Below are 25,665 nucleotides of genomic sequence, written 5' to 3'. Positions count from 1 at the left end.
CCCCTGGAGGGCCGATTCCCGGGGGACTGATCCCTCCGGAGGGGCTGATCTCCCCGGAGGGGCTGATCTCCCCGGGAGGACTGATCCCCGGGGGACTGATTTCCCCCCGGCGGCCTGCCGGTCCTCAGTGGTCCACCGTCTCGGTCCACGGGCCCGGCAGCGCCGTCCGGAGGTCGTCCCACGCCTCCCGCGTCAGCGCGCGGACATACAGCCACCCCCACTCCGACTCCTCGTCCGAGCGGTCCTCGTGCACCAGGACATCCGCGCCCGCGTACCAGCGGTCCGCACTGTCCTGGCCGCTCGGGGCGCCGCCCGGGGCGATCAGCGGCGGTATCGGGGTGAGGGACTGCTCCAGGTACGCGGCGTCGGTGTCCAGCTTCTCCCTGCGCCATCCGCCCCAGTCGTCGCACAGCGAGTTCTCCGACATCACCGTCTCCACGCACAGGGCGGAGAAGCGGCCGGCGAACGGCTCCCAGTCGTCGTACTCCGGCGAACTCCCGTCGATCAGCACCGGCGGGTCGCTCTCCGCGATCCGGTCGAGCGGCACGGCGATCCGGTACAGCCAGAACTTCTCCGCCTGCCAGAGCAGGGCCGTGCCGTCCGCCTCCAGGTCCTCGGGCGGCAACAGCATCCTCAGCCCGTGCAGCAGGTCGTGCCGGCGTCCGAACCTGCCGTACAACTCTCGCATCGCCTGCGGCAGTCGCAGCCCGAGCCGCAGTTCGGCGGCGGCGATCTCCGCCTCGGCGTACCCGTCGTCCGGCCCGACCGGCGCGCCGAGATGCGCGGCGAACCGTTCGACGAACCGCCAGGCCGCCGCCGGACCCGCCAGGGCCGCGGGAAGCTCGACGCGGAGGTCGAAGGTCTCAGACATAGGGTCACCCAGGTTCTCTCGTGTCCATTTCAGGGGCGGGTGCCCGACAACAGGTGAAGTCTCAGCGCCAGTTGCAGTTCCAGCGCCCGGTCCGGCCCGTTCCAGTCCCGGCCCAGCAGTACCTGGATCCGGTCCAGCCGCTGCACCACCGTATTCACATGGACGTGCAGCTCGTCCTTGGCCCTGATCAGGCTGCCGTTCGCGCCGAAGTACGCGCTCAGCGTCCGCACCAGATGCGTGCCGCGCTGTGCGTCGTACTCCAGCAACGGTCCCAGCGTCGCCGTGACGAAGCCGTCGACGTCCTGCGCGTTGCCCAGCACCACGCCCAGGAAGCCGAGTTCGTCCACGCAGGCGCCCTCGCCCGTACGCCCCAGCACCCGCATCGCGCGCAGGCAGCGTGCGGCCTCGCCGTATGCGGCGGCCAGCTCGCGGGGTCCCCGGGACGGACCGGCGGCGGCCACGGTGACGGGCGCCTGCGCCAGCTGGCCCAGCTGGGCCGCGGCCGATCGGGCGGCGGCCCCCGCATCCGGTCCGCCGTCCTCGAGCAACAGGACGACCGCGCCCGCGTGTTCGGCGCTCACCCCGTGGATGTCGCCCCCGAACAGATAGCGCATGGCGGCCGGGGCCAGCCGCTCCCGCGCGTCCGTCTCGGCCACCAGCAGCAGATGCGGGCGGTCCAGGTCGATGCCCAGGCGGCGGCCGCGCTCGGCCAGACCCGCCGGATCCCGGCCGGTGTCCGTCAGCAGATCGGCGATCAGCTCGCCGCGTATCCGGTTCTCCGTCTCGGCCACCGTGCGCCGCAGCAGCAGGAGGAGTCCGGTCACCACGGCCGACCGCTCGAAGAGCCGCCGGTCGGAGTCGTCCAGCGGCCGGCTCCGGTGCAGCACCAGACCGGCCAGCAGCTCCTGCCCGGCGAGCACCGCGCAGACCACCCGCCCGTCGCGGTGCACGGCACGCGCCCCCGTACGGGACTCCTCGGCCGCCTCCGCCAGCCACCCGGCGTCCATGCTGTCGGCGGCGAAGCCCGTACCGTCCGGGCGCACCGCCGCCAGCGGGCGGCCGCCTGGGTCGTGAATGGTCAGGGGGGAGTCGAGGAGCCCGGCCACGGCCGCCGCGACGTCCTTCACGTCCCTGCCCCGCAGCACCAGGTCGGTCAGCCGGTCGTGGGACTCCTCCGCCCGCCGCATGGCCGCCGAGTGCGCCCGTACGGAGGCGTTGGCCTCGGCCAGCTCCGCGTTCGCCTCCGCCAGTTCGGCGAGGGCCGCGGTGGTGTCGGCGAGGGCGCGGGCCGTGTCGATGGCGATCGCGGCGTGGGCGGCCAGCGAGCAGAGCAGGGCGACCTCGTCAGGGCTGAAGACCCGCGCCGCCCGGTCGGCCGCGAACAGGACGCCGATCACCTTCCCCGTACCGCCCCGGCTGGATCCGAGCAGCAGGGGCACCCCCAGGATCGCCACCAGTCCCTCGTCCAGGACCCCGGCATTGATGTTGCGGGTGTGGCGGAAGCGGTCGTCGGTGCGGTAGTCCGGCGTCGCGTACGGACTCGCCGTCTGCGCCACCAGGCCGCCGAGTCCCTCGCCGAGTTCCAGGCGCAGCCGCTGGAACAGCACCGACACCGAGCCGTCGGTCACCCGCATGTAGGTGTCGCCCGCCTCCTCGTCCGGGAGCGTGAGGTAGGCCGTGTCCGTGCCCAGCAGCATCCTGGCCCGCCGCACGATCGCCTTCAGTACGTCGTCCAGATCGCGGGAGGCCGCCAGATCGCCCGCCGTGTCGAACAGCGCGGTCAGCTGGAGCTCCCGGCGGCGGTGCTGGCGCAGGGCGCCCCTGATCCGCAGCGCGGTGGCCGTGGCCCGCTCCACCTCGGCGAGCTCATCGTCGGGCACACCGTCACCCCGCGCCTGCGAGAAGACCGCCCCCAGCGCCTCGGCGGGCGCGTCGTCGGCCAGCAGGTCGAACAGCCGCCGGAGGTGGGGCGAGGCGGAGGGGAGCGGTTCAGGCATGGCGTCCAGCGTTCGTAGAAAGGCAGGAAGGAAAGGGCGAGGCCGGTCAGTTCGCGGTCCAGCCGCCGTCCATGGAGAGCGAGGTGCCCGTGATGTGCCCGGTGCGCGGCCCGCACAGCCACAGGACCGCCTCCGCGACGTCCGCCGGCTCGATCAGCCGCTTGATCGCGCTGCGCTCCAGCATCACCCGGCCCACCACATCCGCCTCCGAGATCCCGTGCGTCCGTGCCTGGTCGGCGATCTGGTTCTCGACCAGGGGCGTGCGTACGTAACCGGGGCTGACGCAGTTGCTCGTCACCCCGTGCTCCGCCGCTTCGAGCGCCACCACCTTGCTCAGCCCCTCCAGTGCGTGCTTGGCCGTCACATAGGCCGACTTGTACGGGCTCGCGCGCAGCCCGTGCACCGACGAGATGTTGACCACGCGCCCCCAGCCGCGTTCGTACATCCCCGGCAGGGTCCGGCGCAAGATGCGGAACGGGGTCTCCACCATCACGCGCTGGATCAGCGCGAAGCGCTCCGGCGGGAACTCATGGACGGGCGCCACGTGCTGGAGCCCCGCGTTGTTGACCACGACGTCCACATCGGCCGGCAGCGTGTCGACGACCGCGGGGTCGGACAGGTCCACCACCCAGGCCGTCCCGCCGATCTCCTCCACCAGGTTCTTCGCGGCCTCGCCGGACCTGTCCACGACGTGCACATGCGCGCCCGCCCCGGCCAGCGCCTGCGCACAGGCCCGCCCGATGCCGCTCGCCGCACCGGTCACCAGCGCGGTGCGCCCGGCCAGCAGCGGTTGTGCGGGTGCCTGCGGTGATCCGCCGCCGCCGGGGGAAGGGGCGGCGGGCTCGTGATCCGGTCTGCGGGAAGTCTCCATGGCCGTCACGGTAGGTACGCGGCGGCCCGTGTCACACGGCGCCGGTGCACACACCCTCCCGCCCCGGCATGGTGGCGGCCGACATGGTGCCGCGCGGCGCCGGGGCGCCCTGCCGCGGAGCCCCCGGACCGCACAAGGGACCGGCCGCACACACCCCGCACCCGCCGGTGGCCGCGTGCCACATGGGCGCGGGGAGCCCCCGCTCGTAGGTTCCGGCAGCAACCCGTACCCCCGCACACACCGACCAGGGAGGCACCCGTGCGCCCACCGATCCTGAGACGTCTCTTCCGCCGCGTCGCGTCCGCCACCGCCCTCGGGCTGCTCGCGGCGACGCTGAGCACCACGGCCGCCGCACAGCCTGCCGCCGCTGCCGCCGGCGGCCTCCAGCAGGTCACCGGCTTCGGCTCCAACCCCGGCAACCTCCAGATGTACGCCTACACGCCCGCCGGCCTCCCCGCGAACGCACCCCTGGTCGTCGCCCTGCACGGCTGCACCCAGACCGCGGACGCGTACTACACCAACTCCGGCTGGGCGGAGTTCGCCGACAAGTGGGGCTTCGCCGTCGTCTTCCCGCAGACCACGTCCGCGAACAACTCCCTCTCCTGCTTCGGCTGGTTCGACCCAGCCGAGGACACCCGGGGCAAGGGCGAGGCCGCGTCCGTCGTGCAGATGGTCGACTACGCGAAGCAGAGCTACGGCTCCGACGGCCGCCGGGTGTACGTCACCGGCCTCTCGGCCGGCGGCGGTATGACCGCGGACCTGCTGGCCGCCTACCCGGACGTGTTCGCGGGCGGCTCGGTGGCCTCGGGGCTGCCCGCGCAGTGCGCGGGCAGCCAGGCGGCCGCCTCGGGCTGCCAGACGGGCCCGCAGAAGCTCAGCCCCGCGCAGTGGGGCGACAAGGTGCGCGCCGCATATCCCGGGTACACCGGCCCCTGGCCCCGGGTGGCGATCTGGCAGGGCACCTCCGACTACACGGTGTATCCGGCCAACGCCACGGCCCTGCGCGACCAGTGGACGGACGTCTGGGGCATCGGCCAGACCCCGTCGTCCACCGACACCCTCCCCGGGAACACCACCCGCAGCGTCTACAACGACGCCTCGGGCAGGCCGGCCGTGGAGACGTACTCCGTCTCCGGTATGGGCCACGGCCTTCCCGTGAGCCCCGGCTCGGGGGACCAGCAGTGCGGGAAGACGGCCGCGTACTTCCTGAACGCCATCTGCTCGACGTACTACACGGGCGTCTTCTGGGGCCTGGACGGCGGCACCCCGGGCGGTGACGGCGACCAGCTCCCCGCGCCGGCGGGTGTGAGAGTCACCGCCACCACGGACACCACCGCCTCCCTGTCCTGGAACGCGGTCGAGGGCGCCGCCTCGTACGCCGTCCACCGCAACGGCACGAAGGTCGCCTCACCCGCCGACACGACGTACACGGACACCGGCCTCACCGCCGGGACCACCTACCGCTACACGGTGACGGCGATCGACGCGGCGGGTACGGCCGGCACCGCGTCCGCCCAGGTGACGGCGGTCACCACCGGCGGCAGCACCCCGGCGAAGTGCTACACCGCCACCAACTACGCCCAGGTGACGGCGGGCAGGGCCCACACCGCCGGCGGATACGTCTACGCCAACGGCTCGAACCAGAACATGGGCCTGTACAACGTCTTCGTCACCCACACCCTGAAGGAGTCGCCCGCGGGGTACTTCGTGATCGCCGACAGCGGCTGCGCGAGCTGACGAGAGGACCGGCCCGGCAGCCCCCTGCCGGGCCGGTCCTCGCCTCATGCGCGCGTACGCCACGGCGGGCCAGGGCAGCACGCCGAAGTCGTCGCCCCTCGCCTCATGCGCGCGCGTACGCCACCAGCCGGTCGGCGACCTCCCGCGCGCCCCGCTCACCCGTGAGCACCGTGTAGTGGTTCACGTCCTTCACCGCCACCGGCTCCACCCGGGTCCCGCCCAGGTCCGCCGCCGCCAGCCGGGCCTCGTCGTACAGCCCCTGCTCCTCGTCCATCAGGCCGCGCGCCGCCCACAGCAGCGTCGCCTCGGCGGGCAGCTTCCGTACGGCCGTGAGCACCTCCTCGTCGAAGAGCCCGACGCCGTCCGTGCGGATCGCCTCGATACGGCAGGACGAGCGCAGGACCGGCTCCTGGCCGGTCAGGTCGCGCTGGATGTACGCGTCCACCTCGTCCGACCAGGCGTCCGCGAACGCCGGGTGCGCCTGCCAGAAGGCGCGGTAGGCGGCCCGGTCCGTGAAGGTCATCGACAGCCGGTCCATGGCCGGGCCGATCACCGCCGTCAGCAGCTCGTCGGGCGTCAGATGCGTGGGCGCGGGGAAGCCGATGCCGCCGTCGACGAGCAGCAGCGGGCCGAAGCGGTCCGGGTGGCGCACCGCGGCCAGTGCCGCCACGAACGCGCCCATCGAGTGGCCCGCCAGCACCACCCGGTCCAGGCCCAGGAACGCGGTCAGGGCGGCGATGTCGTCCGTGTGCCCGGCGATGCCGTACGGACCGGGAAGGCCCGAACTCCCCGCCCTGCCCCGCAGATCCGGGGCGATCAGGGTGACGCGCCCGGCCAGCTGCCGGGCCACCGGGCCCCAGGACAGCGCGTTGGCCGTGATGCCGTGCAGCGCCACCACCACCGGCGCCTGCGGATCGGCGGCGGGCCAGCGCAGGGCGGCCAACGCGCCCCCGCTCACCGGGACTTCGATCTCCTCGTACGGAATCACTGGTTTCCGGTCTCCTTCCGGTGCGGGACGGCCCTCAGCCGGGAGGGCAGCCGGGCCAGTCCGCCCGGCAGCAGATGTACCACGGCCACGAACAGCACGCCCAGCAGGAACAGCGGCTGGGAGAGCGGGACGCGCAGCACGGCCGGCAGGTCCGCGACCGCGCCCGAACCGGCCAGATCCCCGAGCCGGTGGTCCGCCCAGGTGTAGAGGATGCCGCCGGCCATCGGACCCCAGCGGGTCCCCGTGCCGCCCAGCACCACCATCACCAGCAGCGACAGCGTGAAGTCGGACGTGGTCGTCTGGGGCGTGGAACCGCCGGTCAGGAGCAGATGCACGATGCCGCCGAGTGCGGCGAGCGCGCCCGCGACGACGAAGGCCGTCAGCTTGAATCCGTAAGGTTTCAGGCCCAGCACCTCCACCCGGCGCTCGTTCTCCTTGATGCCCTCCCAGACACGGCCGGTGGGGGAGCGGACGGCCCAGTGGACGACGGCCAGGGTGAGGACGAGATAGGCCAGCGCGATCCAGTAGAGGTTCGCCGTGTGGTCGATGCCGACCAGCCAGGAGGGGAGCAGGTCCGCCGGGGCCGCCCGGCCCTCCTCGCCGCCGGTGACACCGCCGGGGTTGCGGGACACCAGGATCGAACCCGCCTGGGCGAAGGCCAGGGTCACCATGGAGAAGCCGATACCGGTGACGCGCAGGCTCACCGACCCCAGGACCAGGGCCAGGGCGATCCCGAAGAGCAGACCGAGGACCGCGGCGAGACCGAAGGGCAGGCCCGCCTCCAGCAGGAACATGTTGGTGGCGTAGCTGCCTGCCGCGAAGTACAGGGCGTGGCCGAACGAGAGCAGTCCGGTGCGGCCCAGCAGCAGGTCGTAACCCGTGGCCAGGGCGCCGAACAGCAGGCAGGTGGCCAGGAGTTGGAGACTGCCCGCACTGCCGAGCGGGCCGTCCAGCAGGCCCGGCACCGGCACCGCGCTGAACGGTGCGACGGCCAGGAGCAGCAGGATCGCGGCGGGCCACCAGCGCAGCAGCCGGGCCCTGTCGAACGGCGCGGGTGCGGCCTTCGGGCTGCCGCCGGTGCGGTCGTGTGTCTCGGTGGCGGTGCTCACGCGAGCCTCCCCGTCAGTCCGCGCGGGCGGATCAGCAGCAGCGCGGCGAGCAGGACGACGACCGCCAGATCGCCGAGGCCCGCCGCGGTGTAGTAGTTGGCGAACTGCTGGACCAGGCCGATGACGACGGACGCCACGGCGGCGCCGGTCACCGAACCCATGCCGCCGGTGACCACGACGACGAACGCGAAGATCAGCAGCGAGGTGCCCTGGCGGGGGTCGACCGAGCCGAAGTACAGCCCGCCCAGCGCCCCGCCGAGCGCGGCGGCGCAGCCCCCGATCGCGAAGACGAGCGTGAACGCCCGGCGGACGTCGATGCCGAGCGCGGTGACCATCGCCCGGTCCTCGACCCCCGCCCGTACGACGAGACCGTGCCGGGTCCGGCCGAGGAACAGCCGTAGTGCCACGAGCACCACGACCGCCGCCGCGACCAGGACGAGACGGTTGACCGGGACCTGCGCACCCAGCAGCCCGAAGGTGCCGGACAGCGCCTCCGGCCCCGGGAAGGTCCGGGCGTCCGGGCCCCAGATGCCCGACAGCAGCGCAGGGACGGCGAGTCCGACCCCGACCGTGGCGAGCACCTGCTCGCGCGGCCGGGTGTAGAGCGGGCGGACGACGGCGAGCTCCAGGAGCACGGCGGCGGCGGTGCCCACCGCCGTACCGAACAGGACGGCGAGGACGAAGCCGGCGCCGCCCGGTCCCGCCCCGGGCAGGTTCCCGGACGCCGCCCACCAGGTGCCGTACGCGCCGATGGACAGCAGGGCCCCGTGCGCGAAGTTGAGGACGTCCATCAGGCCGAAGATCAGCGAGAGTCCGGACGCGACGAGGAAGTAGAGGGCTCCCAGACCGAGTCCGGTCATGGTGAGCAGGACGAGGGTGGACATCAGGAATCCGCCTCCGCGGTGTGAGGGGTCAGCGGGCCGTGGCCCACGCCGAGCAGCCGGCGGGCCGCCTCCGCGTCGCCGAGGAGTCCGGCCGCCGGACCCCGGTGGGCGGTCCGGCCGTCGGCCAGCACCACACAGTGCCCGGCGAGGCGCCGTACGACGGCGAGGTTCTGCTCCACGAGCAGCACCGGCACCGCCTCGGCGGCCCGCTCCAGCACCTGGGCCACCTCGGTGACCACCTTCGGCGCCAGGCCCTTGGTGGGTTCGTCCGCGATGATCAGCCGGTTGGCGTTGAGCAGGGTGCGGCCGATGGCGACCATCTGCTGCTGACCGCCGGAGAGCGTGCCGGCCAACTGCCGGGCCCGCTGCTTCAGTTCGGGGAAGAGCTCATGGACCAGCGGGTAGGCGGGCTCACCCGCGCCGCGCCGCTCGGCCAGCCGCAGGTTCTCCGCGACCGTCAGCCCGGCGAAGACGCCGCGGTCCTCGGGGGCGTAGCCGATGCCCCGCCGGACCACGGAGTGGGTGGGCAGGGCCACGGTCTCCTCACCGTCGAGGCGCACACTTCCCTCGCGCGGGACGAGGCCGAGGATGCCCCGTACGGTGGTGGTCTTCCCGGCGCCGTTGCGGCCGAGCAGCGCGGTCACGCCGTGGGCGGCGACGTCCAGGTCGACGCCGTGCAGGATGTGGCGGCCGCCGATCAGGACCCGCAGGTCCCGGACGGCGAGCAGGGGTTGCTCCGTTGTCACAGCCCCTCCCCGAGGTAGGCCTGCTGCACGGTCGGGTCGGCGGTCACGGCCTCGGGGGTGTCCAGGGCGAGCAGCCGGCCGTGGTGCATCACGGCGAGCCGGTCCGCGAGGCCCAGCAGGACGTCCATGTGGTGCTCGACCATGAGGACCGTGCGCCCCTCCTCGCGGTGCAGGGTGCGGATGAGCCCGGTCAGCGCCGGGACCTCCTCGGCGCTCACGCCGGCCATCGGCTCGTCGAGCAGCATCAGCCGGGGTTCGCCCACCAGCAGCACGGCGAGCTCCAGCTTCCGCTTCTCGCCGTGCGAGAGCTCGGCGGCCGTGGCCCCGGCCCGGTGGCCGAGACCGGTGCGCTCCAGGACGCCGGCCACCTCGGCGGTGTACGGGTCGGCGCGCCGCCAGAGCCGGTACGAGCCGCCCCGGGCGGCCTGCGCGGCCAGCCGGACATGGTCGGCCACGGTCATGGCGGGCCACAGGCTCGACGTCTGGAAGGTCCGGCCGACACCGCGCCGGGCCCGGACGTGTGCGGGCCGGTCCGTCATATCCGTGCCGTCCAGCGCGATCGTTCCCGCGGTGGGCGGCGTCAGGCCGCTGATCAGGTTGAACAGGGACGTCTTGCCTGCCCCGTTGGGGCCGATGAAGGCGAGGAACTCGCCCTCGCGGACGCTCAGGGTGATGTCCTGGACGATGGTCGCGCCGCCGATGCTCCAGCCGAGTCCGTCCAGCCGGAGCACCGGCGCCGCGGAGTCCGCCGGGCCGCCGTCGCGCTGCCCGAGGGGGTGGGGTGCGGTCACGGTTCAGCCCGCCGAGGGCTTCACGGGCGGCGCCACGGTGTCCATCGCCTCGGTGTCCAGCAGCTCCGGCTTCAGGGCCGCGCCCTTGCCGGTCAGCCGGGCCACGAACATCGGCTGCACCAGGGCGTGGTCCTCGGCCCGGACCTGCTCCTTGCCCTTCACCCCGTCGAAGCTCCAGCCCTCCAGGGCCTTCACCATCGCGGCCGGGTCCGTGGCGCTGCCCTCGGCGACGGCGTGCACGATCATCTGGGCCGCGGTGAAGCCGTCGGGGGTGAACAGGTCGGGTGTGCCGCCCGCCTTGGTCACCGAGTCGAGCATGGCCTTCTCCACGGCGTTGCCGCCGCCCGCGCCGGGGAAGTAGTGCGCCAGGAACGATACCTTGGACCCGGCCGCCCCGAAGACCGGGTACGAGGCGGTTCCGGCCAGGCCGGTGACCACCTTGCCCGCGCCCAGCACGCCCTGCTGGTCCAGCGCGGTCCACAGGGCCGGGGCGGTGGAACCCGCCCAGGCGACGAAGACCAGATCCGGCCCGCCGGCCTTGACCTGCCGGGCGAACGGCGTCAGGTCCGTCGCGCTGGGCGGCGCCAGTACGGAGCCGACCTTCGCGCCCTTCGCGCCGAGCACCGCCTTGACCGCCGCGACGTTGGCCTGGCCGAAGGTGGAGTCCTGGGCGAGGACCGTGACCTTCTTGCCCTCGGCGTCGCCCAGCATCGCGCCCGCCGTCAGGATGTCCTGGTAGGACTGCCGGCCCGAACGGAAGGTGTAGTCGTTGATGCCGGTCACCGCGTCGGTGGCCGCCGGGCCGCTGACGTACAGCACCTTGTTCTGCGCGGCGAGGGGCGCCATCTGGAGCGCTACGCCGGAGTCGGTGGTGCCGGCCAGCACCTTGTACCCCTTGCCGATCAGGTTCTTGGCGGCCGAGACGGCCTTGCCCGGGTCGCCCGCGTCGTCCTGCTCGGTGACCTCGATGCGGTGGCCGGCGACCTTGCCGGTGCCCTTGGTCGCGTAGTCCAGGCCCGCCATGAAGCCGTCGCGGTACTGCTTGCCGTAGTCCGCGAGCAGTCCGGTGCGGGAGTAGACGAGGCCGACCTTGACGGCCCCGTTTCCGCCGGACTTCCCGGACCCGTCGGAGCCGGAACCGCCCGCCGTGCCGGCGGCGGTGCAGCCGGTCAGCAGCAGGCCGGCTGCCGCGAGGGCGGCGACGGCACGGATGTCGGTGAGGGATCTGCGGGATCTGCTGGCTCTGCGACGCATGGTGACCGGCTCCTCGGCGTGTTCCTGTGATGTCGCCGAACCGTATGAACACCGTGCCGCCGTCGATATGGTGCAGAGCGCCCCACCTGACGCGGTGGGCATGTGGGGGCCGTACATGGGCCCGGAAAGCCAAAGCCGCGCAGGGGAACCGGATCGTGGGTTCCGCTGCGCGGCCGGTGCGCTGGTCCTGGGCGGTGGCCCGTCACATCGCGCTGATGCCCTGGACCGTGGCCATGATGATGCCGAGCACGGCGAACCCGATGCCGACGCTGCCCATCACGATGCCCGCGACCGCCTGGCCGCGGCCGCCGCCCACGCCCCGGTCGGCCATGCGCCTGGCCGAGATGCCGAGGCACAGCGCGATGATCGGCAGGATGATCGGGATGAGCACCAGGCCGAGGATGCCGAGAACCATCGAGGCGGTCGCCTTGCCGCTCGGCAGCGCAGCACCACCGGGGTATCCGTAACCGGCCGGCGCCTGGGCGCCGTATCCCGGTCCGCCCGGGGTCTGCGTCCCCGTGGCGCCGCCTGCGATGTCTGACTGGTCAGCCATGTGTTCCTCTCCATCGGTGCTGGTCATGACCATGGTAAGGAGCGGCTTGTGGCCCTTTCGGTCAGAACGGTGAGAGGAGTGTGATGAAAACGCCGCGAAACGGGTCCGTGTGTGCTAGGGGGATTCCGTGGGCTTCGTCACGTCGATCAGCCGGCACACCGTCTCGATGTCTATCTTCACCTGCGCGATCGACGCCCGGCCCGACAGCCAGGTGATCAGTGCCGAGTGCCAGGTGTGCTCGATGACGCGGACGGCCGAGAGCTGCTCCGTCGTCGGGTGTTCGAGCCCCACCGCGTCCAGGATGATCGCCGTCGTGAGGCGCGAGACCGTGTCCACCTCGGGGCTCACACTGCGGTCGGCGAAGGTCAGCGCGCGCACCATCGCGTCCGCCAGATGCGGTTCGCGCTGCATCGCGCGGAAGGCCCGCATCAGGGTGTCGGCGACCCGCTCCGCCGGCGTGTTCCCGGCCGGGGGACGTTTGCGGAGCGTCCCGTGCATGTGCTGGAGCTGGTCCTGCATGGTGGCGACGAGAAGGTGGACCTTGGACGGGAAATAGCGGTAGAGGGTGCCCAGGGCGACTCCCGCGGCCTCCGCCACCTCGCGCATCTGGACGGCCTCGAAACCGCCCCTGCTGGCGAGCTGGGCGCTGGCGTGCAGGATGCGGCGGCGGCGCGCCTCCTGGCGTTCCGTCAGGGGCGGCGATGCCGGTCTGGCTTCCGCTGTCATGTGTCCCATCCCGAGGCTTCTGTCCGCGTCCGCGAGGACGCGGGCGGCCGGTCCGGCGGCGCACAGCATGCCAGGGTGTGTGCCGTGGCGCGAATCACCTGATCCGGCCGTTGCACCGTTGCTACCTGCCGGTAGATTCGTAGCTCATTGAACGATCCAGTACTGAAACTTGTTCTAGATTAGCGCGAGCGGATACGCTCCGGCGGACACGCAGTGAGAAGGGGGCCGAGTGTGACCGCTGAGGCCATAGAGTCGGGCCCCCGTACGGGCGCCGGTACGTCGGACACGGGCGCCGCAGGTGACCGGCCCCTGCGCATCGCCCTCCTCACCTACAAGGGCAACCCCTTCTGCGGCGGCCAGGGCGTCTACGTACGTCATCTCGCCCGCGAGCTCGCCCGTCTCGGCCACAGCGTCGAGGTGATCGGCGCCCAGCCCTACCCCGTGCTCGACGAGGGCGTCCCGCTCACCGAACTGCCGAGCCTGGACCTCTACCGGCAGCCCGATCCGTTCCGCACCCCCGGGCGCGGCGAGTACCGGGACTGGATCGATGCCGCCGAGGTCGCCACCATGTGGACCGGCGGCTTCCCCGAACCGCTCACCTTCAGCCTGCGGGCCCGGCGCCATCTCGCCGCCCGGAGCGGCGAGTTCGACGTCATCCACGACAACCAGACCCTGGGCTACGGGCTCCTCGCCGACCTCGGCGCCCCCCTCGTCACCACGATCCACCATCCCATCACGGTCGACCGGCAGCTCGACCTGGACGCGGCGCCGAACCGCCGCCGCCGCGCCTCCGTACGACGCTGGTACGCCTTCACCCGCATGCAGAAGCGCGTCGCGCGCAGGCTGCCGTCCGTGCTCACCGTCTCCGGCTCCTCCAAGCAGGAGATCGTCGACCACCTCGGTGTGCACCCCGGCCGCGTCCACGTCGTGCACATCGGCGCCGACACCGACCTGTGGTCGCCCGACCCGGCCGTCCCCGAGGTCGAGGGCCGGATCGTCACCACCTCCAGCGCCGACGTCCCGCTCAAGGGCCTCGTCCACCTCGTCGAGGCGCTCGCCAAGCTCCGCACCGAGAACCCCGCGGCGCACCTCGTGGTCGTCGGCCGCCGGGCCGAGGACGGACCCGTCGCCCAGGCCATCGAACGGCACGGGCTCGGGGACGCCGTCGAGTTCGTCAAGGGCATCAGCGACACCGAGCTCGTCGACCTGGTGCGCAGCGCCCGGATCGCCTGTGTCCCCTCGCTGTACGAGGGCTTCTCGCTGCCCGCCGCCGAGGCCATGGCCACCGGCACCCCGCTCGTCGCCACCACCGGCGGCGCGATCCCCGAGGTCGCGGGCCCGGACGGCGAAACCTGTCTGGCGGTCCCGCCCGCCGACGCGGGGGCCCTGGCCGACGCGCTCGGCCGGCTGCTCGGCGACCCGGAGCTGCGCGCCCGGCTCGGGGCCGCGGGCCGCGAACGGGTGCTCGCCCGGTTCACCTGGAAGCAGGCCGCGATCGGCACCGCCGCCCTCTACCGGGAGGCGATCGCGGCCCGCGCCGCCACCGGCGGCCGGCGGTGACACCGCCCCGCACCCCGACACCGCACGTCACCTCCCTCCCCGAACCCCTCGACCGCGAAAGCAGGCATTCGTGCTGACCGTGGACTTCACCCGCTTCCCGCTCGCCGCAGGCGACCGGGTGCTCGACCTGGGCTGCGGCGCCGGACGCCACGCCTTCGAGTGCTACCGGCGCGGCGCCCAGGTGGTGGCGCTCGACCAGAACGGCGAGGAGATCCGCGAGGTCGCGAAGTGGTTCGCCGCGATGAAGGAGGCCGGGGAGGCCCCCGAGGGCGCGACCGCCACCGCGATGGAGGGCGACGCGCTCAACCTGCCGTTCCCCGACGACTCCTTCGACGTCGTGATCATCTCCGAGGTCATGGAGCACATCCCCGACGACAAGGGCGTGCTCGCCGAGATGGTCCGGGTCCTGAAGCCCGGCGGCCGGATCGCGATCACCGTGCCGCGCTACGGCCCCGAGAAGGTCTGCTGGACGCTCTCCGACGCGTACCACGAGGTCGAGGGCGGGCACATCCGCATCTACAAGGCCGACGAACTGCTGGGCAAGATCCGCGGCGCCGGCCTCAAGCCGTACGGCACCCACCACGCGCACGCCCTGCACTCGCCCTACTGGTGGCTCAAGTGCGCCTTCGGCGTCGACAACGACAAGGCGCTGCCGGTGCGGGCGTACCACAAGCTGCTCGTCTGGGACATCATGAAGAAGCCCATGGCGACCCGGGTCGCCGAGCAGCTGCTCAACCCGGTCGTCGGCAAGAGCTTCGTGGCCTACGCGACCAAGCCGCACCTGCCCGCCACCGCGGCAGCCGGGGCCCCCGCGACCGCCGACGACTCCGCCAAGGCCGAGGCGTGACACTTCCCGAGCGGACCGAACACCTCGTCCTGCCCGGAGTGCTCACCGCCGGGCAGGCCGCCGAGACCGTCGCCGCGCTGCTCGCCGTGCAGTGCGACGACGGCGCGCTGCCGTGGTTCCGAGGCCACCACCTCGACCCGTGGGACCACACCGAGGCCGCCATGGCCCTGGACGCCGCGGGCGAGCACGCCGCCGCGGAACGCGCGTACGAGTGGCTCGCCCGCCACCAGAACGAGGACGGCTCCTGGTACGCCGCCTACCACGACGGCGACCCGCAGCAGCCGACCGACCGCGGTCTGGAGACCAACTTCTGCGCCTACGTGGCCGTCGGCGTCTGGCACCACTACCTCGCCACCGGCGACGACGCGTTCCTCGACCGGATGTGGCCGACGGTCTTCTCCGCCGTCGAGTTCGTCCTGCGGCTCCAGCAGCCCGGCGGCCAGATCGGCTGGAAGCGGGAGGCCGACGGCACCCCGGTGACGGACGCGCTGCTGACCGGCTCCTCCTCCATCCACCAGGCCCTGCGCTGCGCGCTCGCCATCGCCGAGAGCCGCGAGGAGCCGCAGCCCGACTGGGAGCTGGCCACCGGGGCGCTCGCGCACGCGATCCGCAGCCACCCGGAGCGCTTCCTCGACAAGAGCCACTACTCCATGGACTGGTACTACCCGGTCCTCGGCGGCGCGCTCACCGGACCGGCCGCCGATGAGCGGATCGACGAGGGCTGGGACAGGTTCGTCGTCCCGGACCTCGGGGTGCGCTGTGTGCTGCCCAACCCGTGGGTGACCGGCGGCGAGAGCTGTGAACTCGCCCTGGCCCTCTGGGTGATGGGTGAATCGGACCGGGCCCTGGAGATCCTCCAGTCCATCCAGCACCTGCGGGCCGAGGGCGGGATGTACTGGACGGGGTACGTCTTCGAGGGCAACCGGGCGTTCTGGCCCGAGGAGAAGACGGCGTGGACCGCCGGTTCGCTGCTGCTTGCGGTGGCCGCCCTCGGGGGGGACGAGGCGACCACCGCGGTCTTCGGCGGGGAGCGGCTGCCGAAGGGACTGGAGCCCGACTGCTGCGGCTGAGACCGCTGGGGCCTCTCGTTCGGATCAGGGCGGGCTCGTGTGCCCTGATCCCGCGGCGCTCTCAGTGCCGGATGCGGCCGGCCACCGCGTGGCCGACGAACAGGTACACCACGGCGGCCAGGCCGTATCCGCAGACGACCCGGGCCCAGGCCGCGTCGAAGGTGAACAGGTCGTACGACCAGCCCGCGAGCCACCGGGCGCTGTGCCGCACGAAGTCGACCAGTTCGTTGCCCCGGTTGGCGTCGAGCAGGTACATCAGGATCCACAGGCCGATGATGAAAGCCATGATGTCGGCCACCACGGCTATGACACGTGCTGCGGTACTGCTTCCGTTGCCTCGTCTGTAAGACATGGACTGCGGGTTGCCGCTTTCGGCCGGGCGAAACCCGGACGGCGGTCCCGGGTGGCGGGGCGCACCCGCCGGAGCCAGCCTTGCGGGGGAGTGCCGGGACCCGGCACCCGCCGTGATGTCCCCGGTCAGGGAGGCCCCGCCGTGCCCCGTTCCGTACCGCTGCGCCGACTCCTCGTCGCGCTGCTGCTGTCCTGCTCCGTGCTGGTGAGCGCCACCGCGTGCGGGAGCGACGACGGCAGCGGCGGCGCGAGCAGTTCGGCGTCGCCCACCGGTACGTCGTCGGCCGAGGCGCAGAAGTTCGCCAAGACGCGCTTCGTCGCCAACGCGGGGCTCGCGGCGGGCGCGACGTACCAGTGGATCGTCAAGCCGTACCGCGCCGGGAAGTTCAAGAAGGGCGCGGACGGGCGGACCTTCGCGCTCGTCAAGGCCGGGCTCGCTGGCGGCCTCGCCTACAACCGGCTCAAGGCCGCGACGGAGAACGCCAAGGGCGATCCGCTGCTCTCCAAGGCTGTCGCCCCGCTGACGGCGGGCATCGAATCGCTCAGGGGCCTCGCCACCAAACTCCGCAAGGGCGAGGCGGGTGCAGGGGACGTCGGCGCGTTCGAGAGCGTCATCAACAGCATCAAGGACGCCGGAAAGAGCGCGGGCGCCGAGGTGAAGGACAAGGTGCCGTCGGCCTCGGAGCTCGGCGGATAACCCCGTGTGACTACGGGACAGCCCTTGGGGCCGTGGCCGCATTAGGGTGCGGGCATGACCCTCCTCACGCATGAGCGCTACTGCGACGAAATCATCCTGAGAACCGACGCGTTGAGGGCCGCGGTCAGGGGCGCGGACCTCGACGCGACCGTTCCGACCTGCCCGGCGTGGACGCTGCGCGACCTCGCCGTCCACGTCGGCGGCGCGCAGCGCTGGGCCGGTGAGATCGTACGGACCCGGGCCACCGAGGCGCTCCCGGAGGAGCGGGTGCCGGCGTTCACCCCCGACGGCGACGACCCCGCCGTGCTGGACGCCTGGCTGGCGGACGGGGCGGCCACGACCGCCGCGACGCTGCGGGAGGCGGGCCCCGAGGTGAAGGCCTGGTCCTGGTACGAGCGGGATCAGAGCGCGGGCTTCTGGGCGCGGCGCATGGCGATCGAGACGGTCGTCCACCAGGCGGACGCGGCCCTGGCCGCGAAGGTGCCCTACGAGATGGCGGCCGACCTGGCCGCGGACACGATCGACGAGTGGCTGGAGATCGTCGCCTTCGCCCAGGCCGAAGGCGACCCGGAGGCCGCGGAGCTGCGCGGGGGAGACCGCTCCATCCACTTGCACGCCACCGACGTACCGGACGCCGAGTGGCTCATCGAGTTCGGCGAGGACGGCTTCACCTGGCGCCGCGCGCACGGCAAGGCCACTGTGGCGCTGCGGGGGCCGCTCACCGACCTGATGCTGGTCTTCAACCGCCGTCTGGCCCCGGACAGCGACCGGGTCGAGCTCTTGGGCGAGGCGGAGCTGCTGGACTTCTGGCTGGCGCGGTCGTCGTTCGGCTGACCGGTCCCTGCCTCCGGGGATACCGCCGGTGTGCGGGCCGGGCGGGCCTGGGCCAAGCTGGATGGGCAGCCCGTCCTGTCCTGCCGTCCCGTCCCGCCAGGAGGTGCCGATGGACCCGGTCCGGGCCCTGGAGCGGATCGCCTTCCTGCTGGAGCGCGGCGGGGGCGACACGTACCGCGTCCAGGCCTTCCGCACCGCCGCCCGCACGGTGGCGGCGATGGACGACGGCGAGGCCGTCCGGCGCGTCACGAACGGCTCGCTGGAGCGGGTCAAGGGCATCGGTCCCCGCACCGCCCAGGTCGTCCGCGAGGCGGTCGCCGGGCAGACGCCCGCCTATCTGGAGCGGCTGGAGGCGGAGACCGTGGAGAGCGGACCGCTCGCCGAGGGCGGTGAGCACCTGCTCGCGCTGCTGCGCGGCGACTGCCATCTGCACTCCGACTGGTCGGACGGCGGCAGCACCATCGAGGAGATGGGCCGTACGGCCGCCGCCCTCGGGCATGACTGGGCGGTGCTCACCGACCACTCGCCCCGGCTGACGGTCGCCAACGGACTCTCGCCCGAGCGGCTTCGGCAGCAGCTGGACGTGGTGGCCGAACTCAACGAGCTCTGGGCGCCGTTCAGGCTGCTCACCGGCATCGAGTGCGACATCCACCTCGACGGCTCCCTGGATCAGGAGGACGAGCTGCTGGAGCGGCTGGACCTCGTGGTGGTGTCCGTCCACTCCAAGCTGCGGATGGACCCCGGCCCGATGACCCGGCGGCTGGTCGCCGCCGTATCCCACCCGCAGGCGAACGTCCTCGGCCACTGCACCGGGCGCCTGCTCACCGGCCGGGGCCGCCCCGAGTCACGGTTCGACGCGGACGAGGTCTTCGCCGCCTGCGCCGAGGCGGGCACGGCGGTCGAGATCAACAGCCGCCCCGAGCGGCTGGACCCGCCCCGGCGGTTGCTGCGTCAAGCCGTGGACGCGGGCACGCTGTTCGCCGTCGACACCGACGCCCACGCGCCCGGACAGCTCGACTGGCAGATCCACGGCTGCGCCCGCGCCGAGGAGTGCGGGGTTCCCGCGGAGCGCGTCGTCACGACGTGGACGGCGGACGAGTTGCTGGGCTGGACGCGCGAGGGACGGGTTCCCGCCGGTCCCCGGGCGGAGTCTTGAGCCGCCCGACGAAGCCGGGCGAAGCCGCCTGATTTCTCCCCATCCGGGGGCTGCCCGGCTCCCGACGCCAGGTTCACGTACGGCAGTTGCTTCCCAGCTGGTCTGGTGCGGAAGTTGCTGGTGAGGAAGCATGGGCGTGCGCGGTACGGGGGTCGTCCGCGCAACCATGTACGACATGAAGAGGGCCGATGACTGACGAGCAAGGCACCCCGAAGCCGGTGGACGGAATCGACACGGGCACGCCGCATTCGGCGCGGGTGTGGAACTACTGGCTGGGCGGCAAGGACAACTACGAGGTGGACCGCCGGCTCGGGGCGACGATGGAGGAGCTGTACCCGCAGATCATCGACATAGCGCGCGCCTCCCGGGCGTTCCAGGCGCGAGCGGTGCGCTATCTGGCCGGTGAGGCGGGGATACGGCAGTTCCTGGATCTCGGCACCGGTCTGCCGACGGCGAACGCGACGCACGAGGTCGCCCAGGAAGTCGAGCCGACGGCACGCATCGTCTACGTGGACAACGACCCGATCGTCCTGGCTCACGCGCGTGCCCTGCTGACCAGCCGGCCCGAAGGGGCGACGGACTATGTGCACGCGGACCTGACGGACGCGAAGACGGTGTTGCGCGAGGCGGCCCGGACGCTGGACCTCGACCGGCCGGTGGCCGTGATGGTGCTCTCGACGCTGGGACACGTCGCCGACTCGGGCGAGGCCGCTGCGCTGCTCCGCAGCTACTTGGACGTACTTCCCGCCGGCAGCTATCTGATGCTGTGCGACACCATCGGGACTCCGGAGACCGAGGCCGGGTCCGAGGAGTACGCCAGTGGCGGTGCCATGCCGTACATCTCGCGTCCCAAGGAGATCATGGCGACCTTCGCGGACGGACTCGAGCTGGTGGAGCCGGGCTTCGGCTCGATCAGCCTGTGGCGCCCCGAAGAGCCCGTCGTCGGTGAGCCGGTCGACCAGTGGGGATTCGTGGCCGCCAAGCGGTAACCGTCGCCGGCCTGAGGACGAGTGGCGTGAGGGCGAGCCCGACGCGGTAGCGGCCGCAGTGCCTCTCGTTTGGATCAGCCGGATCCAAATGAGTGGCCCTACCCGTTGAGCTCCGCCAGCACCCGCAGCGTGTGCGGGTCCGGCGCCGTCACCAGCAGATCGGTGACCGGCCCCTTGCGCCACAACTCCAGCCGCTCCGCGATCCGTTCGCGGGGGCCGACCAGTGAGATCTCGTCGGCGAACGCGTCCGGAACGGCCATTACCGCCTCTTCCTTGCGCCCCTCCAGGAACAACTGCTGGATCCGCCGGGCCTCTTGCTCGAACCCCATCCGCGCCATCAGGTCCGCGTGGAAGTTGCGGGCGGCGGCGCCCATGCCGCCGATGTAGAAGCCGAGCATCGCCTTCACCGGCAGCAGCCCCTGGGCGACGTCGTCGCAGACCTGCGCACGGGCCATCGGCGCGATCACGAACCCTTCGGGCAGCCCGCTGAGCGAGGCCTCGTACACATCGGTGCGCAGCGGTGACCAGTACAGCGGCAGCCAGCCGTCCGCGATCCGGGTGGTCTGCGCGATGTTCTTCGGGCCCTCCGCCCCGAGCAGCACCGGAAGCCCGGCCCGCAACGGGTGCGTGATGGGCTTGAGCGGCTTGCCGAGTCCGGTGGCGCCGGGGCCGTTGTACGGATGCGCGTGGAACCGGCCGTCCAGCTCGACAGGGGCCTCGCGGCGCAGTACTTGGCGCACGATGTCGACGTACTCCCGGGTCGCGGTGAGCGGGCTGCGGGGGAACGGCCGCCCGTACCAGCCCTCCACCACCTGCGGGCCGGAGAGCCCGAGGCCGAGCATCATCCGGCCGCCGGAGAGGTGGTCCAGGGTCAGGGCGTGCATCGCGGTCGCGGTCGGGGTGCGGGCCGCCATCTGCGCGATGGCGGTCCCCAGCCGGATGCGGGAGGTGTGGGCGGCGATCCAGGTCAGCGGGGTGAAGGCGTCCGACCCCCAGGCCTCCGCCGTCCACACCGACGCATAGCCCAGCTCCTCCGCCGTGCGGGCGAGCTCCAGATGGGCCGGGTTCGGGCCGCGGCCCCAGTATCCGAGAGCGAGTCCGAGCCGCATTCCGCTGCCTCCCAGCATTTCTGACACATCATCAGATCTAGCCGGAGGGTACGACAACGGCCCCCCGCCCGGAAGGGGCGAGGGGCCGCTGTCGGCTGTCCGTGTGCTGTGGCGTCAGCCGCGCTGGATGCCCGTGGTGTCCTGGAGCACCCCACGACGGCCGTCCTGGGTCTGGGCGATGAGGCCCGGACCGCGCTGCTCGACCGCGAGGTACCAGGTGCCCGGCGCCAGTTCGGCGATCGGGGACGGCGAACCGTCCTCGCCGTACAGCGGACGGGCCACCGGAACGGCGAACCAGAACGGGGTGAAGTCACCGGCGGGCGCGGCCTGCTGGGCCGGGGCGGCCTGGCCCTGCTGCTGCGGCTCGGGCTGGCCGGGCTGCGGCTGGCCGCCGTACGACGGTGCCTGGCCCTGCGGCTGGCCGCCGTAGGGGGGCTGCTGCGCACCCGGGTAGCCGTAGCCCTGGCCGGGCTGGCCGCCGTACGGCGGCTGCACGGCCTGCGGCTTCGGGGCGCCGGCGAGCGGAGCCTGGAGCCCGGGGACCAGCGGGGACGCGACCGCGGCCGCGGCCAGTGCCAGGGAGGCGATCAGGCCGAGGATCAGGCCGGCGCCGGCGTCGATCTGACCGAGGTCGATGATCGTCCAGAAGAGGCTCCACGCGGTGAACACCGTGGCGGCGACACCGAACTGGGCCAGGTCGAGTCCGGCCACCTTGCGCGGCTGGGGCTGCGAACGGGACAGCACGATCAGTGCGGCGCCGATCACTCCGACCATGTAGACGCCGATCGCGTTGCCCAGGGATTCCCAGGAGTTCGGCGCGTCGACGGAGTTGCTTCCGTAGTCGAAGTAATCGAGGAAAGAGGCGATGAACAGCACGACCGCTGCTCCGATCACCACGCCATCGCCTCGAGTGAGGGAGCGGATATTCACGTGAAGGTCCTTAGTCGGTCGTCTCGTCGGGGCGGTCGTCGCTGCCACCCGTACGGCGGGCACGGAGCGAAGCTCAAGAGCGGCTCCCCATCGTACGGATGAATCTATCGTCTGCCCGGGCGGGTTGTGGCCCTGCCCGGTCGTTGAGCGGGCATCCTCCCGAATTCATCGCAGAATCACCTCTTACTACCCGTTCAGGTAGCTGCTGATGCCGTCCGCGATGCCCTGGGCCGCCTTCTGGCGCCACCCCGCGCTGGTGAGCAGGGCGGCATCCTTGGGATCACGCATATTGCCGCATTCGATGAAGACTTTGGGCACGGTCGACAAATTAAGTCCGCCCAGATCCTTGCGGATGTCCAGGCCGGTATTGCCGCCCACGTAATTGGAAGGCGCACTTCCGGTACTGCGCACGAAGAGTCCGGCGATACGGGTGCCGAGATCGCGCGAGGGGCCGACGATCTTCGAGGTGTCCGCGCCACCGCCGCGCACCGATGCGGGAAGGATCACATGGAAGCCGCGGTTGCCGGCCGCCGAGCCGTCCGCGTGGACGGAGACGACCGCGTCGGCCCCGGCCTTGTTGCCGATCCGGGCCCGCTCGTCCACGCACGGCCCGAACGGCCGGTCGTCGTCGTACGTCAGGATCACCTTCGCGCCCTGCGCCCGCAGCAGCGTGCGCAGCCGGTGCGACACGTCGAGGGTGAACTCGGCTTCCGCGTAACCGGAGTTGGTGGAGGTGCCGGTGGTGTCGCACTCCTTGTGCGTGGTGCCGATGTCCACCTGGCGGGCGATCTCGGACGTGTGCAGGTGGTTGTCCGGGTTGTGGCCCGGGTCGATGACGACCGTCCTGCCGGAGAGCGGCCCGGACCCGGTGGCCGGCGCCGGCGGCGAGGGGGAGGCGGGCTTCCTCGTCGGGGACGGGCTCGTACGCGACGGCGACGGGGAGGCCGGGGAGGCGGGTGAGGACGCGGCCGTCGAGGACGGGGCCGCGCCGCCGCCCTGTCCGGGCGGTGTCTGCGCGGCGCCGCCCCCGCCGCCGCAGCCGGCCAGGCCCAGACAGAGCGCGGTCAGCGTCGCGGCGGCGGCCAGGGCCGGGCGGCGCGGGGCGGGGGGAACACTCTCGTCGTGACGCACCCGGCGATGCTATCCGGGAGCCCGGACGGTGTCCGGAGGGCTCAGAAGCCGGGCCCGGTACGCCGCAGGACGCGCAGCGAGTCCGTGACGGAGATCTCGGTGAACGCCCCGGACGCCAGCGCCCGCAGATACACCCGGTACGGGGCCTGGCCACCGTGCGCGGGGTCCGGGAACACATCGTGGATCACCAGCAGCCCGCCCTCGGCGACATGCGGCGCCCAGCCCTCGTAGTCGCCGTTCGCGTGCTCGTCCGTGTGGCCGCCGTCGATGAACACGAGGCCCAGACGGCCGCCCCAGACGGCCGCCACCTGCGGCGAACGCCCCACGAGCGCCACCACGTGGTCCTCCAGACCGGCCGCGTGCAAGGTCCGGCGGAAGGTGGGCAGTGTGTCCATCCGGCCAACCTCCGGGTCCACCACCGTCGGGTCGTGGTACTCCCAGCCGGGCTGCTGCTCCTCGCTGCCCCGGTGGTGATCGACGGTGAGGGCCGTCACGCCCGCGGCGCGCGCGGCGTCGGCGAGCAGAATGGTGGAGCGTCCGCAGTACGTGCCCACCTCCAGCAGCGGCAGACCGAGCGCGGCCGCCTCGGTGGCGGCGGCGTACAGCGCGAGTCCCTCGACCACCGGCATGAAGCCCTTGGCGGCCTGGAACGCGGCGAGAATCTCCGGCTTGGGCTCGACGGCCACGGGGTTCCTCCTGGTGGGGACGGCGGTGCGGGTACGGCTTCGACGGCGCCCCATCGTGCCGCACGCCCCCGCCGGCATCGTCGGCGGGGGCGTGCGGCGGGCCGGGAGCCTCAGCCGGTGAAGGCCAGCGACACGGCGGGCGAGGCGTTGCCGTACGCGTCGACGGCGACGACCCGCGCCTGGTAGCGGTGGCCCGCCACCGCGTCCTTGACGGGGATGTCCAGGAAGGCGGGGCGCGGCATGAAGGTGAAGTCGGACAGCACCTTGGCGGAGACGGCCTGTGCGCCGGTCGTGGTGTCCGTGACGCCGACCTCGTAGTGGTGGACCATCTGGTCGTCCGTGGCCTGCGTGATCCGCAGCGCAGTGGCGCCGTCCGCGCCGCGTACCGGCGTCAGCGGCCTCCGGTCGGTGAACTTCGGTGCCACGGTGTTGCGTTCGGCGTCCGTGTACCGGAAGTTGTCCTTGATCTGCTGGTTCGTCGAGCCCTTCAGCCGTACGGTCCAGCCCGGACCGCTCAGCGTGCCGGCGCTCGCGTACGGCGGCTGCCAGCTCGCCGACCACTGTCCGCCGGTGTAGATGTCGTGCTTGTCGGCGGCCATGTTGATCCGGTCGATCTCCGTACGGTCCTTGTAGACCTCGACGAAGAGCGCCTGGGCGGTGGGGGTCTCGAAGCGGTCGGCGAGGCCGTTCCCGGTCACCATCTGATACCCGTGGTCGATCTCCACGTACGACATCGATCCGTCGTTGACGGAGGTGAAGTCGCGCTGGTGGATGGAGCGTTCGTCGTTGATGTTGAGGTGCGAGTGGCCGGAGAACAGGATCGCCTGCGGGAAGGCGCTCAGGTCCTCGGCCAGCTTCGGGTTGGACGCCTGCTGGCCGTCCATCGTGGTGCCGGTCGTGGGCCGGTGGCCCTGCACCAGGACCGGCCGGCCGACGCCTCCAGGGGCGGCGGTGAGCGCGGCCAGCCGGCTCTTCAGCCAGGCGCGCTGCGTGGCGTCGCTGTTGTACGTCTCGGTGTTCACCGTGAACAGGTGGACGCCCTTGACCTCGGACTCGTAGTAGCCGCCGCCCGAGTCCGGGAACCAGGCCCGCGGGTATCCGGACCGGATCGCGGCGAGGCTCGCGTCGTGGTTGCCGTTGGAGATGAGCAGCTGGGTGCCGGTCATGCCCTTGCGCTTCAGGTTGGACTGGAAGATGTCCGACACGATGCGGTGGTCCGGGCCCTTGCCGTCGCCGTTGTCGTTGATCATGTCGCCGTTGGACAGGATCGCGTCGGGGTCCGGGAAGATCGAGCCGATGGTGTCGAAGAAGCTCTCGTACTTCTTGTCGTTGTGCTCGTGGTCGCCGACATGGACGTCCGACATGACGACGAAGCGGGCGAGCGGCTTCTCCTTCGTCTTGATCAGATAGCCGTACGCCACGGGCACACTGGCCTGCCTGCCGTGGAAGGCGACGGCCGTGACGTTGGTGTCCTGGGAGATCCGCAGCGGCCGGCCGGGGGAGTAGGCGCGGCTCGTGCGGGTCGGGGCCGTGCCGTCCAGCGTGTAGCGGACGGTGGTGCCGCGCTCGGCACGGAAGTCCAGCTTCACCGTGTGGTCGTACCGTCCGCCGGGGACGCTGACGCCGGGTGCGGCCGGCGGCGCCGAGGGGTGCGGCTGGGCGTGGGCGGCGGCCGGGGCGGCGAGCGCCGCACAGGACACGGCGATCACGAGAGGGGTGAGTCTCACGGAGGTTCCTTGTCTGCGAAAGGTGTTGATAACAGACCGGTAACCGGTCTG

Annotated in this window: 25 protein-coding genes; 8 read left to right on the top strand and 17 right to left on the bottom strand. The window is 72.3% G+C overall.

Going from position 1 to position 25,665, the window contains the following annotated elements:
* Positions 1–124 precede the first annotated feature (124 nt).
* From OG782_RS10640 to OG782_RS10630, 3 genes are read right to left on the bottom strand one after another with little or no spacing between them, the layout of a single operon-like run.
* Entirely contained in the window at positions 125–871 is a 747-nt protein-coding gene (locus OG782_RS10640; RefSeq protein ID WP_406449658.1) for a hypothetical protein, read from the bottom strand.
* Between the two features lie 29 nt (positions 872–900).
* On the bottom strand, positions 901–2,868 hold the full coding sequence (locus OG782_RS10635) for a helix-turn-helix domain-containing protein (protein ID WP_406449656.1): 1,968 nt from the start codon (positions 2,866–2,868) through the stop codon (positions 901–903).
* Positions 2,869–2,914: 46 nt separating this feature from the next.
* A complete protein-coding gene (locus tag OG782_RS10630; RefSeq protein ID WP_406449654.1) occupies positions 2,915–3,739 on the bottom strand; it encodes a 3-hydroxybutyrate dehydrogenase in 825 nt (274 codons plus the stop codon).
* Positions 3,740–3,997: 258 nt separating this feature from the next.
* Between OG782_RS10630 and OG782_RS10625 the strand changes: the two genes are divergently transcribed.
* Positions 3,998–5,476, top strand: coding sequence for a PHB depolymerase family esterase (locus OG782_RS10625; protein WP_406449652.1), 1,479 nt, complete (start codon positions 3,998–4,000; stop codon positions 5,474–5,476).
* Between the two features lie 103 nt (positions 5,477–5,579).
* On the opposite strand, the gene OG782_RS10620 is transcribed toward OG782_RS10625, so the two are convergent.
* The 8 genes from OG782_RS10620 to OG782_RS10585 all read right to left on the bottom strand — a co-directional run bounded on the left by OG782_RS10620 (position 5,580) and on the right by OG782_RS10585 (position 12,527).
* Complete coding sequence (locus tag OG782_RS10620) at positions 5,580–6,464, bottom strand: alpha/beta fold hydrolase (protein ID WP_406449650.1); 885 nt, start codon at positions 6,462–6,464, stop codon at positions 5,580–5,582.
* Positions 6,461–7,573, bottom strand: coding sequence for a branched-chain amino acid ABC transporter permease (locus OG782_RS10615; protein ID WP_406449648.1), 1,113 nt, complete (start codon positions 7,571–7,573; stop codon positions 6,461–6,463). Before OG782_RS10615 ends, OG782_RS10620 begins: the two co-directional genes overlap by 4 nt.
* The gene (locus tag OG782_RS10610; RefSeq protein ID WP_406449646.1) at positions 7,570–8,457 is read right to left on the bottom strand and encodes a branched-chain amino acid ABC transporter permease; all 888 of its coding nucleotides are present in this window, start codon (positions 8,455–8,457) and stop codon (positions 7,570–7,572) included. The genes OG782_RS10615 and OG782_RS10610 overlap by 4 nt, the downstream gene beginning before the upstream one ends.
* Positions 8,457–9,203 carry an ABC transporter ATP-binding protein gene (locus OG782_RS10605; protein ID WP_406449644.1) on the bottom strand — a complete coding sequence of 249 codons (747 nt, stop codon included), beginning with the start codon at positions 9,201–9,203 and terminating at the stop codon, positions 8,457–8,459. Before OG782_RS10605 ends, OG782_RS10610 begins: the two co-directional genes overlap by 1 nt.
* A complete protein-coding gene (locus tag OG782_RS10600; protein ID WP_406449642.1) occupies positions 9,200–9,994 on the bottom strand; it encodes an ABC transporter ATP-binding protein in 795 nt (264 codons plus the stop codon). The genes OG782_RS10605 and OG782_RS10600 overlap by 4 nt, the downstream gene beginning before the upstream one ends.
* 3 nt (positions 9,995–9,997) lie before the next feature.
* Positions 9,998–11,248, bottom strand: coding sequence for a substrate-binding domain-containing protein (locus OG782_RS10595; RefSeq protein WP_406449640.1), 1,251 nt, complete (start codon positions 11,246–11,248; stop codon positions 9,998–10,000).
* Between the two features lie 202 nt (positions 11,249–11,450).
* Positions 11,451–11,801, bottom strand: coding sequence for a DUF4190 domain-containing protein (locus OG782_RS10590; protein WP_406449638.1), 351 nt, complete (start codon positions 11,799–11,801; stop codon positions 11,451–11,453).
* A 114-nt stretch (positions 11,802–11,915) separates the two neighbouring features.
* The gene (locus OG782_RS10585; protein WP_406449636.1) at positions 11,916–12,527 is read right to left on the bottom strand and encodes a TetR family transcriptional regulator; all 612 of its coding nucleotides are present in this window, start codon (positions 12,525–12,527) and stop codon (positions 11,916–11,918) included.
* A 231-nt stretch (positions 12,528–12,758) separates the two neighbouring features.
* Between OG782_RS10585 and OG782_RS10580 the strand changes: the two genes are divergently transcribed.
* From OG782_RS10580 to OG782_RS10570, 3 genes are all read left to right on the top strand, one after another.
* The gene (locus tag OG782_RS10580) at positions 12,759–14,087 is read left to right on the top strand and encodes a glycosyltransferase family 4 protein (protein WP_406449634.1); all 1,329 of its coding nucleotides are present in this window, start codon (positions 12,759–12,761) and stop codon (positions 14,085–14,087) included.
* Between the two features lie 70 nt (positions 14,088–14,157).
* Positions 14,158–14,934, top strand: a complete 777-nt coding sequence (locus OG782_RS10575; protein WP_406449632.1) for a class I SAM-dependent methyltransferase — start codon at positions 14,158–14,160, stop codon at positions 14,932–14,934.
* A complete protein-coding gene (locus OG782_RS10570) occupies positions 14,931–16,004 on the top strand; it encodes a prenyltransferase (protein ID WP_406449630.1) in 1,074 nt (357 codons plus the stop codon). Before OG782_RS10575 ends, OG782_RS10570 begins: the two co-directional genes overlap by 4 nt.
* A gap of 61 nt (positions 16,005–16,065) precedes the next feature.
* Here OG782_RS10570 and OG782_RS10565 read toward each other — a convergent pair whose 3' ends face one another.
* A complete protein-coding gene (locus OG782_RS10565) occupies positions 16,066–16,356 on the bottom strand; it encodes a hypothetical protein (RefSeq protein WP_406449628.1) in 291 nt (96 codons plus the stop codon).
* Between the two features lie 141 nt (positions 16,357–16,497).
* Here OG782_RS10565 and OG782_RS10560 point away from each other — a divergent pair, with 141 nt between their 5' ends.
* From OG782_RS10560 to OG782_RS10545, 4 genes are all read left to right on the top strand, one after another.
* Positions 16,498–17,052 carry a hypothetical protein gene (locus OG782_RS10560; RefSeq protein ID WP_406449626.1) on the top strand — a complete coding sequence of 185 codons (555 nt, stop codon included), beginning with the start codon at positions 16,498–16,500 and terminating at the stop codon, positions 17,050–17,052.
* 54 nt (positions 17,053–17,106) lie between these two features.
* Positions 17,107–17,886, top strand: coding sequence for a maleylpyruvate isomerase family mycothiol-dependent enzyme (locus OG782_RS10555; protein ID WP_406449624.1), 780 nt, complete (start codon positions 17,107–17,109; stop codon positions 17,884–17,886).
* A gap of 109 nt (positions 17,887–17,995) precedes the next feature.
* Entirely contained in the window at positions 17,996–19,042 is a 1,047-nt protein-coding gene (locus OG782_RS10550; RefSeq protein WP_406449622.1) for a PHP domain-containing protein, read from the top strand.
* A 188-nt stretch (positions 19,043–19,230) separates the two neighbouring features.
* On the top strand, positions 19,231–20,031 hold the full coding sequence (locus OG782_RS10545; protein WP_406449620.1) for an SAM-dependent methyltransferase: 801 nt from the start codon (positions 19,231–19,233) through the stop codon (positions 20,029–20,031).
* A 98-nt stretch (positions 20,032–20,129) separates the two neighbouring features.
* Here OG782_RS10545 and OG782_RS10540 read toward each other — a convergent pair whose 3' ends face one another.
* From OG782_RS10540 to OG782_RS10520, 5 genes are all read right to left on the bottom strand, one after another.
* Positions 20,130–21,140 carry an LLM class F420-dependent oxidoreductase gene (locus OG782_RS10540; RefSeq protein ID WP_406458979.1) on the bottom strand — a complete coding sequence of 337 codons (1,011 nt, stop codon included), beginning with the start codon at positions 21,138–21,140 and terminating at the stop codon, positions 20,130–20,132.
* A gap of 114 nt (positions 21,141–21,254) precedes the next feature.
* The gene (locus OG782_RS10535; protein WP_406449618.1) at positions 21,255–22,037 is read right to left on the bottom strand and encodes a hypothetical protein; all 783 of its coding nucleotides are present in this window, start codon (positions 22,035–22,037) and stop codon (positions 21,255–21,257) included.
* 219 nt (positions 22,038–22,256) lie between these two features.
* On the bottom strand, positions 22,257–23,201 hold the full coding sequence (locus OG782_RS10530) for an N-acetylmuramoyl-L-alanine amidase (protein WP_406449616.1): 945 nt from the start codon (positions 23,199–23,201) through the stop codon (positions 22,257–22,259).
* A 41-nt stretch (positions 23,202–23,242) separates the two neighbouring features.
* Positions 23,243–23,887 (bottom strand): class I SAM-dependent methyltransferase, encoded by a 645-nt coding sequence (locus tag OG782_RS10525; protein ID WP_406449614.1) that lies wholly within the window; start codon positions 23,885–23,887, stop codon positions 23,243–23,245.
* Between the two features lie 110 nt (positions 23,888–23,997).
* Positions 23,998–25,614 (bottom strand): chitobiase/beta-hexosaminidase C-terminal domain-containing protein, encoded by a 1,617-nt coding sequence (locus tag OG782_RS10520; protein WP_406449612.1) that lies wholly within the window; start codon positions 25,612–25,614, stop codon positions 23,998–24,000.
* Positions 25,615–25,665: the final 51 nt, after the last annotated feature.

It is taken from the genome of Streptomyces sp. NBC_00876 (genome assembly GCF_045207435.1).
In the GTDB taxonomy this organism is placed as follows: Bacteria; Actinomycetota; Actinomycetes; order Streptomycetales; family Streptomycetaceae; genus Streptomyces.
The sequence above is the reverse complement of the archived record's forward strand: the minus strand, read 5'-3'. Positions and strand labels throughout refer to the sequence as shown.